The sequence below is a fragment of the methane-oxidizing endosymbiont of Gigantopelta aegis genome, from assembly GCF_016097405.1.
GTDB lineage: Bacteria > Pseudomonadota > Gammaproteobacteria > Methylococcales > Methylomonadaceae > Methylomarinum.
In genome coordinates this window covers 478469-494899 of record NZ_JAEHGD010000001.1, presented here as the reverse complement: position 1 = coordinate 494899, position 16431 = coordinate 478469, and the positions used below count along the sequence as shown (strand labels likewise).

Annotated in this window: 15 protein-coding genes; 10 read left to right on the top strand and 5 right to left on the bottom strand. The window is 45.4% G+C overall.

All coding sequences use genetic code 11. The features are described from left to right. The 3 genes from JEU20_RS02450 to JEU20_RS02440 all read left to right on the top strand — a co-directional run. Nucleotides 1–612: EAL domain-containing protein (locus JEU20_RS02450; RefSeq protein WP_198243527.1), on the top strand; the 612-nt coding region annotated here is incomplete at its 5' end. A gap of 229 nt (nt 613–841) precedes the next feature. Then, nucleotides 842–2056, top strand: a complete 1215-nt coding sequence (locus tag JEU20_RS02445; protein ID WP_198243526.1) for an argininosuccinate synthase — start codon at nt 842–844, stop codon at nt 2054–2056. A 299-nt stretch (nt 2057–2355) separates the two neighbouring features. Then, nucleotides 2356–2982, top strand: a complete 627-nt coding sequence (locus JEU20_RS02440; RefSeq protein ID WP_198245803.1) for a hypothetical protein — start codon at nt 2356–2358, stop codon at nt 2980–2982. 102 nt (nt 2983–3084) lie between these two features. Here JEU20_RS02440 and JEU20_RS02435 read toward each other — a convergent pair whose 3' ends face one another. The 3 genes from JEU20_RS02435 to cysG all read right to left on the bottom strand — a co-directional run bounded on the left by JEU20_RS02435 (nt 3085) and on the right by cysG (nt 5965). After that, the gene (locus tag JEU20_RS02435) at nt 3085–3417 is read right to left on the bottom strand and encodes a c-type cytochrome (RefSeq protein ID WP_198243525.1); all 333 of its coding nucleotides are present in this window, start codon (nt 3415–3417) and stop codon (nt 3085–3087) included. Between the two features lie 194 nt (nt 3418–3611). After that, entirely contained in the window at nt 3612–4481 is an 870-nt protein-coding gene (locus JEU20_RS02430; protein ID WP_198243524.1) for a WD40 repeat domain-containing protein, read from the bottom strand. Between the two features lie 98 nt (nt 4482–4579). Continuing rightward, entirely contained in the window at nt 4580–5965 is a 1386-nt protein-coding gene (cysG, locus tag JEU20_RS02425) for a siroheme synthase CysG (RefSeq protein ID WP_198243523.1), read from the bottom strand. 76 nt (nt 5966–6041) lie between these two features. Here cysG and JEU20_RS02420 point away from each other — a divergent pair, with 76 nt between their 5' ends. Next, a complete protein-coding gene (locus tag JEU20_RS02420; protein ID WP_198243522.1) occupies nt 6042–6272 on the top strand; it encodes a sulfurtransferase TusA family protein in 231 nt (76 codons plus the stop codon). Nucleotides 6273–6286: 14 nt separating this feature from the next. On the opposite strand, the gene JEU20_RS02415 is transcribed toward JEU20_RS02420, so the two are convergent. Together JEU20_RS02415 and nadB are read right to left on the bottom strand one after the other, a co-directional pair. After that, the gene (locus JEU20_RS02415; protein WP_198243521.1) at nt 6287–6724 is read right to left on the bottom strand and encodes an NUDIX domain-containing protein; all 438 of its coding nucleotides are present in this window, start codon (nt 6722–6724) and stop codon (nt 6287–6289) included. A 2-nt stretch (nt 6725–6726) separates the two neighbouring features. Continuing rightward, on the bottom strand, nt 6727–8358 hold the full coding sequence (gene nadB, locus JEU20_RS02410; protein WP_425356669.1) for an L-aspartate oxidase: 1632 nt from the start codon (nt 8356–8358) through the stop codon (nt 6727–6729). A gap of 214 nt (nt 8359–8572) precedes the next feature. Here nadB and rpoE point away from each other — a divergent pair, with 214 nt between their 5' ends. From rpoE to purL, 6 genes are all read left to right on the top strand, one after another. Then, nucleotides 8573–9178: an RNA polymerase sigma factor RpoE gene (rpoE, locus tag JEU20_RS02405; protein ID WP_198243519.1), complete on the top strand. Its 606-nt coding sequence runs from the start codon at nt 8573–8575 to the stop codon at nt 9176–9178. Then, nucleotides 9178–9753 carry a sigma-E factor negative regulatory protein gene (locus tag JEU20_RS02400; RefSeq protein WP_198243518.1) on the top strand — a complete coding sequence of 192 codons (576 nt, stop codon included), beginning with the start codon at nt 9178–9180 and terminating at the stop codon, nt 9751–9753. Before rpoE ends, JEU20_RS02400 begins: the two co-directional genes overlap by 1 nt. Next, a complete protein-coding gene (locus JEU20_RS02395) occupies nt 9753–10697 on the top strand; it encodes a MucB/RseB C-terminal domain-containing protein (protein WP_198243517.1) in 945 nt (314 codons plus the stop codon). The genes JEU20_RS02400 and JEU20_RS02395 overlap by 1 nt, the downstream gene beginning before the upstream one ends. 232 nt (nt 10698–10929) lie before the next feature. Next, on the top strand, nt 10930–11805 hold the full coding sequence (gene dapA, locus JEU20_RS02390; protein ID WP_198243516.1) for a 4-hydroxy-tetrahydrodipicolinate synthase: 876 nt from the start codon (nt 10930–10932) through the stop codon (nt 11803–11805). Beyond that, a complete protein-coding gene (gene bamC, locus JEU20_RS02385; RefSeq protein WP_198243515.1) occupies nt 11805–12482 on the top strand; it encodes an outer membrane protein assembly factor BamC in 678 nt (225 codons plus the stop codon). Before dapA ends, bamC begins: the two co-directional genes overlap by 1 nt. 25 nt (nt 12483–12507) lie before the next feature. Beyond that, nucleotides 12508–16377, top strand: coding sequence for a phosphoribosylformylglycinamidine synthase (gene purL / locus JEU20_RS02380; RefSeq protein ID WP_198243514.1), 3870 nt, complete (start codon nt 12508–12510; stop codon nt 16375–16377). Nucleotides 16378–16431 lie beyond the last annotated feature (54 nt).

Genomic DNA, 16431 nt, shown 5'->3' with positions numbered 1-16431 from the left:
TGGGTGGTGGAGACAGCTATTGACTTTCTTGCCAATTTGTCAAATGAGCAAGGACAGGTGTCATTGGCAATCAATTTATCCAGTATGGCTTTTCAAGATAGTGCTTTGTTACCCACAATCAGAGATAAACTGGAATTAACCTGGGTTGATGCCAGTCGTTTGACATTTGAGATTACTGAAACGGCGGCGATTGCAAACTTTGAGCAAACACGGGATATGATCAACAATATCCGCTCGTTAGGGTGTAAGTTTGCATTAGATGATTTTGGTGCGGGCTTTTGTTCGTTTAATTATCTGAAAAGTTTTCCAGTTGATTATATTAAAATCGATGGGCAGTTTATTCAAAATTTGATCAATGATGAAACTGATCAGGTTTTGGTGCGTTCAATGGTTGAAATTGCATCTCAACTGGGTAAAAAAACAATTGCCGAGTTTGTAGAAACGTCTGGAACTGTTGAGAAATTGAAGGAAATCGGTGTTGATTATGCACAAGGCTATTTACTTGGTAGGCCTGAAAAGACATTATTAAAAAGTAATGTTTTTTCACTTCAATCAATTGTGGATGCAGATCAGCAGCTAAAGCAATTTCACAAATACACCCCAGAGACGTAGTGTAAACAGATATATTCTTTCCATATGTGTATTACCCTGATCCGCAGCAAGGTGAAAAACGCGTCTACTTAGAAATACGTCTGTCAACCGTTTTACTGCCACTTAGGGCATACTTTCAAACTTCCTCTTCTATACGAATACATGGTCGCATCAAAGTTTCATTAAATCTCTGGAAATCAAATTGAATAAGGTATAATTACCGGATTTGAATCAAGAGTATAGGCATAGAATGGAAAAAATCAGTAAAGTTGTGTTGGCATATTCGGGGGGGCTGGATACCTCTGTTATTTTAAAGTGGTTGCAGGATGAATATTCTTGTGAGGTCGTCACTTTTACAGCGGATATCGGGCAAGGTGAAGAAGTTGAACCGGCGCGTGAAAAAGCCGAGGCAGCCGGTATAAAAGAGATTTATATCGAAGATTTACGGGAAGAATTCGCACGTGATTATATTTTTCCAATGTTTCGTGCGAATGCCATTTATGAGGGTGAATATTTGTTGGGCACGTCCATTGCCCGCCCTTTAATCGCCAAACGATTGATTGAAATCGCTAATGAAACCGGCGCTGAAGCCATTTCGCATGGTGCGACTGGCAAGGGCAACGATCAGGTGCGTTTTGAGTTAGGTGCTTATGCCTTACGCCCGGATATTCATGTGATCGCACCTTGGCGTGAATGGGATTTGAATTCACGCCAAAAGCTCCTTGATTATGCTGAAAAGCACGGCATTCCTGTTGAAATGATGCAAGGTAAAAAGTCACCTTATTCTATGGATGCGAATTCACTGCATATTTCCTATGAGGGCGGTATTCTGGAAGATCCGTGGGCCGAGCCTGAAGAATCGATGTGGCGCTGGACAGTGGCACCTAAAAAAGCGCCGGATCAACCCACGTATGTGGAGTTAACTTATCAGCAAGGTGATATTGTCGCCATTGATGGTGTTCCGCATACGCCGGCTGAAGTCATGGATAAACTCAATAAACTTGCGGGTGACAATGGCATAGGGCGTTCCGATATCGTTGAAAACCGCTATGTTGGTATGAAATCACGCGGCTGTTATGAGACGCCGGCAGGGACTGTCATGTTAAAAGCGCATCGGGCTATCGAGTCGATCACGCTAGACCGGGAAGTGGCGCATTTGAAAGATGAGTTGATGCCGCGTTATGCCAACCTGATTTATAATGGCTATTGGTGGAGTCCTGAACGCAAAATACTGCAAGGAATGATTGATGCTTCACAGCAGCATGTGAATGGTAAGGTCAGAGTGAAGTTGTATAAAGGTAATGTGATGGTTGTCGGGCGAGATTCCGAGACTGATAGTCTGTTTGATGAAGCGATTGCAACATTTGAAGAAGATGAGGGCGCTTATAATCAAAAAGATGCCGAAGGTTTTATTAAATTAAATGCTTTGCGTTTAAGAATTGCGGCAAAAAAACAGCGCGTATAGTCTTTTATCGGGTGAGTAACCTGTTCAAGGTCGTTACGAGCTAAGCCGACTACCGCAGCGCAGTAGATCTTGAACAGGTTTAGACTATGTGACAGGTTTGCAGAGGGTTCTTTTGTTCCTGTAAAAACCTTGTCCTGTACATCGAAGTTAAGATGTTATCAGGACGATGAAAAATTTAAGACCATTCTTCATTTAGCTTGTATAATAAAAAGCGTTGTGCGTTCTTATCCGTTCAGAAACTGTGGTCCTGACGGCAGAAGGATTATCCAGAATCCGAAATAAATATAAAAATGAGCGATATGCATAAAACGGGTCCAGAAGATTTTAATGTTAGCAAGCAGAATGTGGTCTTTTTTGAAGGTATCCCACGTCAACAAGCGCTTGTCAGAGTCAACCGAGTCTTGTTATTCACAGTTACGGCCTTAGTCGCTATTATTTTTATCGCTGGATTTTGGCTCATTCCTTCTTATAGTCTTGTTGAAAAAATGAATGCCCAGCAAAAGAGTCAGGTTTCTGTCGAGGCATTGCACAACCCGGTCTTGTCACAAGAAATTAATATCCTGAAAGGGCAGTTGGTAGGGTTGATTAGCGGCTCCATTGAGAGCAAATTGCGGGTTTTAGAACAAAGTATTCGTTCGGGCAGTTTGGCGGCTTCTTTAGGCGCAATTGAAGATATAAAAAATGATGTCAAAGTTTTACGTTCTTATTCGGCGCCTGAAAAAAGTCAGAAAAATACAAATAGTTCAGATGCCACACAGCTTAATGAGCGTCTGATTGCTGAAGTGTCCCATCTAAAGCGTTTGATTTATATGACTTTGGCGTCTTGTGGGCTAATGGTTGCCGCAATTGCTGGTTTTTGGCTGCGCCATCGATTTAGGTTGGAGCAGCAATTGCCAAGAATATATTTAAGGGCAATGAAGAAATAATAGTTTATAGAAAAAGCCCATCAAGACGAACGTCGTAGTTGTTAATAAAAAAGCCACTTCATTTGAAGTGGCTTTTTTTGGTTTGAGGTCTGCTTGATGATCTTATTGTGCTAAGTATTCGTATACAGCATCAATCGCTTCATCAACATCGTAACCTGCTTTTTTGACAGGACCGACAGCCATAATGGCGTCAACAGCTTTTGGCATGCCACCACGGCCTTCTTTAATGACTTCAGCAAATTTAGCTTTGTCTAATTTTCCAGACTTAATTAATTCTTTCAATTGAGGGTTAGATGAAATATCGTGACAGGCGCCACAACCACGGCCAAAAGCACGGTCATAGATTTTTTTGCCGACTTTTAATTTTTGATCAGCAAATGCTTGACCACTTAATGCGATGATAGCCGCACCTGCTAAAACAACTAATTTTTTCATTTTACGCTCTCTTTTGTTGTTACAAGGAATTGTATAAACTGCAATAAAAACAAACCTGCGAAAGGATAGGCGATTTTGCTCAAAAACTCAATATAAATTTTGAGTAAATGCCAGTCCTCATGGTTGTATTATCAAGAAACTGACTGAACAAAGACTGAATCAACGTCATAGCGATAAAATACCACATTATTTGGCTAACGACGACGCCAGCGTTGCAAAAAACCATTGCTGCTTATACTGTAGAATTTTTTGTCATTGTAGTTAAAGTTGAGTGCTAATACACTGGCTGCAGCTGGGCGCCAGTTTTCATTCTTTTTGGTGCGCCAATATTTTTTGAGTTTGCCTGTTTTGACTGTCCACATATCTATACGCGAGGCGACCAGACCGGTTAAAAGATAATTATCATTTTTTGTGAACGTAGCAGATAGGATAGTTTGCCGTTCTGGGCCAATTTGTTTATGCAGTTTTCCTGAGGGCAATTTCCAAAGCCTGGATTTTCCCAGTGCAGCATTAGTAAAGGCATATTTGTCATTCGGGCTGATGGCTACGGTTGAAAGTTCATTGTAATGTTGCCAGGTTTTTAATAAAGCCCCTTCTTCTAATGACCAGAGCTTTGCCGTTTTATCTTTTGAACCTGTCAGGGCATACAATCCGTTCAGCGATAAGGCCGAGGCTGTCACGACATCATCATGCGGGAATGCAAAACGGGTTTTTCCTTGTGCCAGTGACAGATATATGGCCTTGTCTTCCAGTCCGACCAAAGCATATTGGCCATCAGCCGAAAGTGTCACGCTATAAATTGCAGGTAGGCTCCAGACGCTTAATAATACGCCATCTTCGATACGCCACCAGGCGATAGAGTTTCTCTCACAGGTCACAGCATAGTGTTCGTCAGCAGAAATAGCCGTCGCAATAATGCCATCTTTCTCATCACGATGTTGCCATTTATGCAGCAGAATAGACGGGGATAATTGCCATAACTCAGCGTGTCCGGCTAGCGGTGCAATGAGTGCATAGTGTTCTGACAGGCTGGCGGCGTAAAGCCCTTGTTTGTGGAAAGACATGGTTTTCTCAGCTTTGTCATGCGAGTCGCAAGCGCTTACTAGGTTTATGATAAAAGCCATGATGACTATTTGTTGCAGGGGGTTGCAGCATCTCATTTTCATGTGTGTTTAAACCAGTCCAGTTTATTATGCAAGGTGACGACCGTTCCAATGATAATCAGAGTGGGGGCTGTTAATGCTTCATATTTTATTTTGTCAGGTAATGTCGCCAGTGTGCCGGTAATAACGCGTTGATTATCCGTTGTGCCTTGCTGAATGATAGCAATCGGATGCGTTTTCGGACAGCCGTGTTCAATTAAAGATTGACAGATTTGTGCCAATCCCACTAATCCCATGTAAATGACAATCGTCTGATTGGATGTTGCCAATTGTTGCCAGTTTAGATTGATTGAGCCATCTTTCAAGTGGCCGGTGACAAAAGTACAGGATTGCGCGTGATCTCTATGGGTGAGGGGAATACCGGCATAGCTGGCACAACCTGAGGCGGCAGTGATACCCGGAACAACCTGGAAAGGGATTTTTTTTGAGATCAGAGTTTCCATTTCTTCGCCACCACGGCCAAATATAAACGGATCACCGCCTTTTAGGCGCACAACCCGTTTTCCGGCCAATGCCAGTCGTGCGAGCAGGTCGTTGATTGATTCTTGGGGCAGGCTGTGATTGTTACGCTGCTTGCCAACATATATTTTTTCTGAATCGCGTCGCGTCATGTCCAGAATCTTGGGTGAGACGAGGCGGTCATACACCACGACATCGGCTTGCTGCATTAAGCGTAATGCACGCAGCGTCAGTAAATCAGGATCGCCAGGTCCTGCGCCGACCAGATAAACTTCGCCCACGATGGATTGTTCAGGCTGTTGGTTTAAAAGTGCCTGTATGCGCTGTTCAGCTTGGCTTTCCTGGCCTTGAAAAACACGCTCGGCAATTTCACCTTGTAACACCTGTTCCCAGAAAATTCTGCGTTGTGCGGGGATTTTAAAATGTTGTTTGACTTTTGAGCGATATTTTTCGGCTAAACGGGCGAGTTTGCCATAACCGGGCGCAATGAGCGATTCTATTTTTGCACGTAATAAACGCGCTAAAACTGGCGAGGCACCACCTGATGATACGGCGGCAATGATGGGTGAGCGGTCGATGATGGCTGGAAAAATGAAGCTGCATAAATCCGGATTGTCTACCACATTGATCAATATGCCGCGTTGCTTAGCCAATGTTGCGATATGCTGATTTAGTGGTCTGTCGTTGGTCGCGCAGACGATCAGAAATTGCTTGTCGAGGTCTGTATCGGCAAAAGTTTTTTTTATCAGTGTTACTGATTTTTTAGCAGCCAGTGTTTGCACCGACGCGCTAAAATTTTCGGCAATAACGGTAATTTTAGCTTCGGCACGGCGTAGCAAATCAATTTTTCGGGCCGCAACCTCGCCGCCACCGATAACCAGACAGTCTTTTTGTTTGAGTTTTAAAAAAAGGGGAAAGTAATCCATTCGTATTTACAGTTAATGATTTGATAGATGGTATTATATGCGCTCTTTATACCTTATCAGGAAAAATGCAGAAAATATGATTGAGTTTGATGTTGAAGTTGATGCGAAAGGTTTGAATTGCCCGTTACCCTTGCTACGATTGAAAAAGGCATTGATGACCATGGAGTCTGGGCAAATAGTCAAGGTGGAGGCGACAGATCCTGCGGCGCATCTGGATTTTGGCGTTTATATCGATCAGGCTGGGCATCAGATTGTCGATTTTATAAAAGATGACGGACTGCAGACTTTTTATATTCGTAAACAATAAATTTAGTCGTGATTTTAGGGTCTGAGTGGCGCTGTCTGGCCGGTTTTTTTATAGTGTTTGTAATCGCTTAAAACCAAATCATGATCAAACGCTAGCTTGTCGGGTAGTTGGTCGATATTAAACATCTGACAGTTTTTGGCATCATCTGCAGCCACTGGAATACCATGCGCCTGAGCAATATAAACCGCAGTTACTGTATGGCCGCGCGGGTCACGGTCTGGTTTGGAATATAGCCCGAGTAATACGTCAAGTGTGACGTCTAATGAGATTTCTTCTTTAGCCTCCCGAATGGCGGCCTGTTCGATGGTCTCGCCAATATCGACAAAACCGCCTGGAATAGCCCAGCCCAATGGTGGAAATGCGCGTTCGATCAAAATGATGGGGGTGTCGGGCTGATCAACCAGTTCGATAATAATATCGGCTGCAATCAATGGTGTGATAGGGCGTGGCATCGTCAGGAATCCTTTGTATTGAAATTTTCAGGGATGAGGATGGTATCTTGAGGCGGGTGTGAATCATCCGGCGCTGGGTAGTCTTTTATAAAATGCAAGCCCCGGCTTTCTTTGCGAGCTTGGGCACAGCGAATAATCAACTCGGCAACGGTGACGAGATTGCGTAATTCCAGTAGATCACTGCTGATTCGGAATTGACCATAGTATTCGGCAATTTCTTCTTTTAGTAGTTTAAGCCGGTTCATTGCTCGGTTTAAGCGTTTGGTGGTGCGAACAATACCGACATAATCCCACATGAAATGGCGTAATTCATCCCAGTTATGGGCGATAACGACCTCTTCATCTGAATCGCTGACCTGCGATTCATCCCATTTAGGTAAATCGGGTGGTGGTGGAATACCGGGTAATAAACGCTTGATATCCTGGCTGGCGCGATCGGCAAAGACCAGACATTCTAAGAGTGAATTACTGGCCATACGATTGGCACCATGTAATCCTGTACAGGCGACTTCACCAATCGCGTAGAGGCTGTCGGTATCGGTGCGAGCATAACTGTCTGTGACGACACCGCCACAGGTGTAATGCGCCGCCGGGACAACGGGGATGGGATCTTTGCTGATGTCGATATCAAAACTCAGGCATTTGTCATAAATCGTCGGAAAATGTTGCTGCAAAAATGTCTTGGATTTATGCGTAATATCCAGATATACGCAGTCCAGGCCGCGTTTTTTGATTTCATGGTCAATGGCGCGGGCGACAATATCGCGTGGTGCCAATTCCAGGCGATCATCGTAATGTTGCATAAAGGGTTCGCCATTAGGCAAAACCAGGCGTGCACCTTCGCCACGCACTGCCTCGCTGATCAAAAATGAACGCGCATTCGGGTGATACAGACAGGTAGGGTGAAATTGCATGAATTCCATGTTACTGATCCGGCAACCTGAGCGCCAGGCCAGAGCGATACCATCACCCGTTGAAATATGCGGATTGGTAGAATACAAGTAGACTTTGCTGGCGCCGCCGGTTGCCAAAACGGTACATTTTGCGGCGATGGTTTTGATGGTATCCGAGCGGCTGTCCAAAACATAGGCGCCTAAAATTCGTTGTGGCTTAAGCCCTAATTTTTGTGCGCCGATCAGTTCTACGGCATTGTGATATTCCAGCAGCGTGATATTTGGATGCTGTTTTGCGCGAGAAATCAATGTTGTCGAAACGGCTTTGCCGGTTGCATCGTCAATATGCGCAATGCGCCGATGAGAGTGCCCGCCTTCACGGTTCAGGTGGAGCTGTATGCGCCCCTGGCTGTCACGTTCTTCGGTAAAGCAAACCCCCTGGTTGCGTAGCCATTCAATACTTTTTCGGCCTTGCGAGACAGTCAACTCGACGATTTCACGGTGACAAAGGCCGGCGCCGGCAATCAACGTGTCTTGTATATGAGACTCTACCGAATCATGTTCATCCAGGACGGCCGAAATCCCCCCCTGTGCATAATAGGTGCTGCCTTCGGTGAGGGCAAACTTAGACAATACAGCAACACGGGCATGCTCGGCCAGCTTTAATGCCAGAGTTAAGCCTGCGCCGCCACTGCCGATAATCAGAACGTCAAAATGCTCAGTTTGTGTGTGTGTGGGCACGTCACTCATTTATTTGTTGAAATTGGGTTATCATATCAGCTACTGCCGTTTTCATGCTATTTCTGAAGCAAACAAAGCTGTAAGGAAAGTCAGATGACAATATAAAGTCATCGTGACTTTTACTAATGGAAAAACCGTAGCCTGAGAACATTTTTTTGTATTCACAGAACTTATAAGGTTTAATTCTGTCTATTCTCCTACTGAAAATACGATTGTGAGCGATCAAACAAGGAACAACGCCGACCTGGATAAAGAATTGGTGCAGAGGGTTCAGCAAGGCGATAAATCGGCTTTTGATTTATTGGTGCTGAAATACCAGCATCGGATTATTCAATTGGTGAATCGTTTTATTAAAGACCCAAGCGAGGCCCAGGATGTCGCTCAGGAAGCGTTTGTCAAAGCTTATCGTGCTTTGGGTAATTTCAGGGGGGACAGCGCATTTTATACTTGGTTATATCGCATTGCGATCAATACGGCTAAAAATTATCTTATGTCGCGAACGCGACGGCATACGGATTATGAAGTTGATCTGCAGGATGCCGAACAAGTGGAAAATGCACCCCAATTGAAGGGTATGGAAACGCCCGATAATGAAATTATGAACGAGCAGATTATTGATGCGATTCGTGACGCTATCGACGATTTGCCTGAAGATATGCGAACAGCGATTACGCTGAGGGAATTCGATGCGATGAGTTATGAAGAAATTGCTGAGGCAATGGGGTGTCCTGTCGGTACGGTTAGATCGCGTATTTTTAGAGCCCGTGAAGCTATTGATAAAAAATTATCTCCACTGCTTGATAAAAAAGGTGTTTTTTGATGCAAGAACAACAAAATATTGGCCTGAAATTATCGCAATTTCTCGATGACGAGCTTGATCAGCAGCAGGCCTTGTCACTGTTAAAAGAAATGCGACACAATACAGACATCGAAGCAAAAATGTTGCGCTATCAGGTCATCGGACAGGTTCTGCGTACCGAGGAATCAATTCACAAACCCATTTATCTGGTGAATAAAGTACATGATGCGCTTGAGAATGAAGTGTTTCATTTTCATCCCGCAACAAAAACAGCACACAAGAAAATTAAGCTGGCAGCGATTGCCGCAACGCTTGCAGCAGTTGCCATTTTGATTCCAATCATACAAAAACAAAATACAGTGAATCAGAATGACTTTATACAGGTTGCACAGAAACAGCCGGAATCATTCAGGTATCAAGGTGAAACATTAAAGGTAGCCCGTGTTGATCAGGCCTTGCCGGTTTTGCAACAACGTTCTTTGGCCAGAGAAAGGCTTAACGATTATTTGTATGCGCATAGCAATCGCATCTTTGTGACGACAGAAGCCTCGTTTAGTCCCTATGTTCGAACAGCAAGTCTGCACCCGGGGCAATGATGTTGAACCATTCAGTTTTTTTTGTTCTGTATTGGGTTGTTGTGTCGCTAGCGTATGCAGAAGAACAGACAGCGGCCGATTATCTTGGAAAAATGCGCCAGGCTATGCACACTCTGAATTACCAGGGGACTGTCGTGTTTATGGAAAATGGCGTGCTTGATGCCGTCCATTATCGGCATGCGGTTGCAAACGGTCGGGAGCAGGAGCAGTTGATTTCCCTGAATTCGCCGGCTAGGGAAATTATTCGGGAAGCCGGCACGGTGCAATGCATTTTCAAAGAAACCGGTGAGGCCGTTGTCGATCACAGGCCGTTAAATCATTCTTTTTTGATTGACTTTCCACAAGATATCGCACGTCTTGAACAATTTTATCAATTTGAAATTAAGGGCATGGAAACCGTCGCTATGCGGCGCTGCCATAGAATCGATATTTTGCCGCGCGATGATTATCGTTATGCGTGGCGAATCTGGGTGGATAAGGACGTTTTTTTGCCGCTAAAAATAGAATTACTGGATTTAGCCGGAAAAACACTGGAACAAGTGGTGTTTACCGATTTATCCTTGCCGGCTACTATTCCATTTATATCATTGAACGACACAGCAGAGGATAAGGTTCGGCACATTCATAGGGCAACAAACAAGGCTCAGGCAACATGGCCATTTATTCTGGAAAACATACCGCCGGGTTTTGAAACACAGTTTTATAGCGAAAATCCCATTCATAAAACATCTGAATACAGCGTTTCCCATCTTTTATTGAGTGATGGCTTGTCTTCTGTCTCGGTCTATCTGGACAAGGCTGATGACTCATTGGGTGATAGTCAGCAAGGTTTGGGCAGTGTCAATTCAGTTACGCGGATATTAGGCGATAAGTTATTGGTTGTTTTGGGCAAGGTGCCACCTAAAACCGTTCAGTTCATTGCCGAAGGTGTTGTCTTGAAATAGCACTACAACGGCGTTTTTTTCGCCTTACCCTCGGCAAAAATGACTCCCCCGGTATACCGAGTCCATATGTGAAGCGTATAGAATACGAAATAGCGCTGAGTTTTAGGCGTGTATTTGCTATAATGCCGTCATTTTTAACACGGGTAAAGCGTCGTTTCGGGTAGGCATTTTCTGTTTTTGTTCTACATCGTTAGGCCGCTAAACTCCAATTTTGTTCAGGCGAGAGATTTGCATGATTCAAGGTAGTATCGTTGCGTTAGTAACCCCAATGACTGAAGATGGTGCAGTTGACTATAAGAGTCTGGATAGACTCATTGAGTTTCATATTGAGCAAGGCACCGATGCATTGGTAGCCGTTGGGACGACAGGCGAATCAGCAACATTAGATGAACAGGAACATTGTGCTGTTATCAAACGTGTTGTCGACCAGGTTAACGGTCGGATTCCGGTGATAGCCGGGACAGGCGCAAACGCGACAAAAGAAGCCATTACGTTGACAAAAAAGGCTAAACAAGTTGGGGCAGATGCCTGCCTGTTGGTGACACCTTATTACAACAAGCCGACACAGGAAGGCTTGTATCAACATTTTAAAGCGATTGCTGAAGCGGTTGCCATTCCCCAAATCCTTTATAACGTGCCAGGACGCACGGCCTGCGACATGTTACCGGAAACGATTGGTCGTTTAGCCAAAATAGATAACATTATCGGCGTTAAAGAGGCAACCGCCGAGCTGCAACGCGTGCGCCAGATCAGGCAACTGACAGGGCCCGATTTTGCACTGTATACAGGCGACGATGCCAGTAGCCTGGAATTCTGCTTGTTAGGCGGACAGGGTTCAATTACCGTGACAGGTAATGTGGCACCAGGTTTAGTGCATGAGATGATTATGGCGGCGATGGCCGGCGAAAAGGAAAAGGCAGAACAAATAGACGCTAAATTGATGGGCTTACATCAAGCCTTGTTTATTGAATCTAACCCGATTCCGGTTAAATGGGCCGTTGCCGAAATGGGTTTGATGGGCCAAGGGATTCGTCTGCCATTGACCTGGCTCAGTGAGGCGAATCAATCTCAGGTTAAAGTGGCTATGCGGCAGGCGGGTGTTGTTTAATGCGACGGAAATCTTCGCATTGGGCGGTACTGGTGATTGTTTGTGTTGTTGGTTTGCCTGCATGCAGCACAATAAAAAGCTATTTTCCAGATAAAACCAAAGATTATCAACTAGAAACCGAGCTGCCGCCTTTAGTATTGCCGGATGATATTAAACCCGAGGCTAAAATTAAAGATCAGCCGATTTTGCCAGAACCTGTTTACTCACGAGAAAATTCAGGCACAGTCCAGACAAAAATAGCGAAAAACAAACCAGATACGGCCGAAAAACCCTTGTATTTACCGGCTGAACTGATCGAATATGATGCCGGTGCCACACGACTTAGAATTTACCAACCTATCGAGAAAGCCTGGCGCTTTGTAGGTAAGGCGCTGAGCCGTCAGGCGATTGAAATTACTCAACGCGATGACACGGGATATTCTTATGTCGTTCAATATGACCCCCATGCCAGAAAAGCCGAAGATGGGGCGTTATGGGACGAACTGATGTTTTTCTTTGGCAATGATCCTTCGCAGGAAAAGCAATATTTCATTCAATTGACGCCCAGAAATAGTGATTTAACTGATGTTGTTGTGCTAGATGATCAAAAACAGGTCGTACGGCAAGGCGATGGTTTGAAATTGCTTAAATTACTAAAAACAACGATTAATAACGATCTGGCGCGTCATACCCGATAGACTCCTATTACTTCATTGACTAATCATGCTGAAATTTTCTGGAACACCCGCGTATTCTGATTTTCGGATGGCGCGGCTTTTAAGCGATCTTCAATGCATTGCACCTGACGTGACTGCTGTCGATGCGCATTATGTGCATTTTGTTGATGTTAAAGACGAGCTGTCAATGTCTGATACTGAGATTCTTCAACGGCTCTTGTCGTATGGCTATCCGCTACGGGAAGGCCTTATTGGAGGCCGTAAATTATGGGTTGCGCCGAGGCCAGGAACCATTTCACCCTGGTCGAGCAAAGCGACAGAAATCGCCGAACGTTGTGGTCTGGACAAAATCAAACGTCTGGAACGGGGTATCGAATATCAGATTATCAGTGCAACAGATTTGACCTTGTCGCAATTAGAGCAGATAAAAGCGCAAATTCATGACCGGATGACCGAAAAGGTACTTGAAAATGAATCGGACTTGCTTGATCTTTTTGCTGAACATGACCCAGCACCACTGGAAACCATTCCTTTAATGGAGCAAGGGCGAGAGGCTCTGGTTGACGCCAACCAGGCACTTGGACTGGCCTTGTCTGATGATGAAATTGATTACCTGAACGATAGCTTTAGCCAACTGGGTCGAAATCCGACCGATGTCGAGCTGATGATGTTCGCCCAGGCTAATTCAGAACATTGTCGTCATAAAATCTTCAATGCCCGTTGGACCATTGATGGTGTCGATCAGGCGATGACATTATTCAAGATGATTCGACATACAGCCGAAAAAAGCCCGGCTGGCATCTTATCGGCCTATAGTGACAATGCCTCGGTGATCGAAGGCAGTCCGGCACAGGTTTTTATTCGTCATCCGAAAACGGGTGAATATGCGTATCAACAAGAGCATGCGCATTTATTGATGAAAGTCGAAACCCATAATCACCCAACGGCTATTTCACCGCATCCTGGTGCGGCGACAGGTTCTGGGGGGGAAATTCGTGATGAAGGTGCGACAGGTAGGGGCTCTACACCTAAGGCCGGGTTGACTGGCTTTTCGGTATCACATCTTAATATTCCAGGCTTCAGGCAGCCATGGGAATATGATTTTGGCAAACCCTCGCGGATTGCGTCAGCGCTAGATATTATGCTGGAAGGCCCGATTGGCGGTGCGGCATTTAATAATGAATTCGGTCGGCCTAATATTGCTGGTTATTTCCGTAGCTTTGAACAGCCTTCGGAAAATGGCGTCGAAAACCACTATCGCGGTTATCACAAACCGATTATGATTGCCGGCGGCATGGGTAATATTCGGCCGATGCTGGTCAATAAAAATCCGATTCCAGCGGGTTCATTAATTATTATCCTCGGCGGCCCTGCCATGCTGATTGGATTGGGTGGGGGAGCGGCTTCCTCACAAACCTCGGGCGAAAGTGCTGAGCAACTGGATTTTGCATCGGTACAGCGGGAAAACCCGGAGATGGAACGTCGTTGTCAGGAAGTGATCAATCACTGTAACGCCTTGGGCGAAGATACTCCAATCATCTCGATTCATGATATTGGCGCGGGCGGCTTATCCAATGCCGTGCCTGAAATCATTCACGACTGCAATCGAGGCGGGGAATTTGAATTACGGAATGTTCACACGGCCGATAAGGGCATGTCACCGATGCAGATTTGGTGTAATGAGGCCCAGGAACGCTATGTTGTGGCGATCAGCCCTGAATCATTACCTTTGTTTGAATCCTTTTGTCAGCGTGAACACTGTCTTTTTGCGGTTATTGGTCATGCCACCGATGAAGAGCATTTGCGGTTAAGTGATGAATGGTTAGGGGGTAACCCTGTCGATTTACCGATGTCGGTATTATTTGGCAAGCCGCCGAAAATGCATCGTGATGTTCAACATGTTGAAAAAAATCTGCCGAAACTTGATTTTAAAGGTATTGAATTGGCGGAGGCGGTTGATCGGATTTTATCGTTTCCAGCCGTTGCCGATAAAAGTTTTTTAATTCATATTGGTGACCGTTCAGTGACTGGACTGGTGGCGCGTGATCAGATGGTCGGGCCTTGGCAAATACCGGTTGCCGATGTTGCCGTAACTGCGACAGGTTTCCAGACCTATCACGGTGAAGCGATGGCGATGGGTGAACGCACGCCGCTGGCTTTAATTGATGCGCCAGCTTCTGGTCGCATGGCGATTGCCGAAGCACTGACTAATCTTGCCGCCAGTCGTATTGAAAGCATTGGCAAGATTAAATTATCGGCTAACTGGATGGCGGCAGCCGGCAGCGAGGGCGAAGATGCGGCATTGTTCGATACTGTAAAAGCCATTGCGATGGATCTGTGCCCTGAATTAGGTATCGCTATTCCAGTTGGTAAGGATTCATTATCGATGAAAACCGTGTGGCGTGATGAGTCGGGTGAAAAAACCATGACCTCGCCCTTATCATTGATTATTACCGCCTTTGCACCGGTCGTCGATATCCGACAAACACTGACACCAGAACTGAAAAATGAAGAAAGTTTGCTGCTGCTGATTGATTTAAGCCAAGGTAAAAACCGTCTGGGGGGGTCGGTATTAGCGCAAGTTTATCGACAGTTGGGTCAGGAATGTCCAGATGTTGATGATGCCGGTCTGCTAAAAGCCTTTTTTGAGACTATTCAAACACTAAATCGCCAACAGTTGATCATGGCCTATCATGATCGCTCCGATGGCGGTTTATTGGCTACGGTCAGCGAAATGATGTTTGCCGGACGGCAAGGTGTCCATTTGCAACTGGATTCTTTAGGCGATGATATTTTGGCCGCCTTGTTTAATGAGGAATTAGGTGCTGTCATTCAGATTTCTCCGGATAACCTGGAGGCCGTTGCACAGTGTTTGGCCAATGCAGGTTTAGCACAGTGCTGTCATCAAATCGGTTGTGTGATGCCAGCACAGGAATTGAAAATCATGCATCAGGGGCGCCTGGTTTATCAGGCTAGCCGGGCGAAATTACAGCAAAGCTGGTCCCAACTCAGTTATCAGATGCAGGCTCTGAGGGATAATCCCGATTGTGCCAAACAGGAGTTTGAGCGCATCGCTGATGATAATGATCCGGGGCGCAATGTGAAACTGACATTTGATGTGAATGAGGATATTTGTGCACCGTTGATTAACACGACTCGGCCAAAAGTCGCTATTCTCCGGGAGCAAGGCGTCAATGGGCACGTGGAAATGGCGGCCGCATTCGATCGCGCCGGATTTCAGTCGATTGATGTACACATGACCGACATTATTTTCGGACGTGTTTCATTGCAGGAATTTGTTGGCCTTATCGCCTGTGGGGGGTTTTCGTATGGTGATGTTCTCGGTGCGGGCGGTGGTTGGGCCAAATCAATCTTATTTAATCAACGTGCCTTGGCCGAATTCAGTGCTTTTTTCCAGCGAACGGATACCTTTGCTTTAGGCGTCTGTAATGGCTGTCAAATGCTTAGTGCCTTGAAAAGCATCATTCCGGGTGCTGAACATTGGCCGGCGTTTAAACGTAATCTTTCCGAACAATTTGAAGCGCGGGTTGCAATGGTTGAAATTCAGTCATCGGCTTCTATTTTTCTACGTGACATGGAAGGTTCAGTGATGCCGGTGGTGATTGCGCATGGTGAAGGCCGTGCGGTGTTTGAACCCGGTGCGCTGGATAAGGCCCAGGTGGCGCTGCGTTATGTCGATCATTATGGCAAGGTTACGACGGACTTTCCGATGAATCCAAATGGATCCGAGCAGGGCGTTACCGGACTGACGACCGAAGATGGGCGTTTTACCATTATGATGCCGCATCCGGAACGTTGTTTCAGAGCTATTCAGAATTCCTGGCATCCGGCTGACTGGCAGGAAGATGGGGCTTGGATGCGCATGTTTCGTAATGCCAGAGTTTGGGTCGGATAAATTTTTTTGAATGAAAACTTGAAATTTAAAACAGCACCCTCATTATCGTTTTGC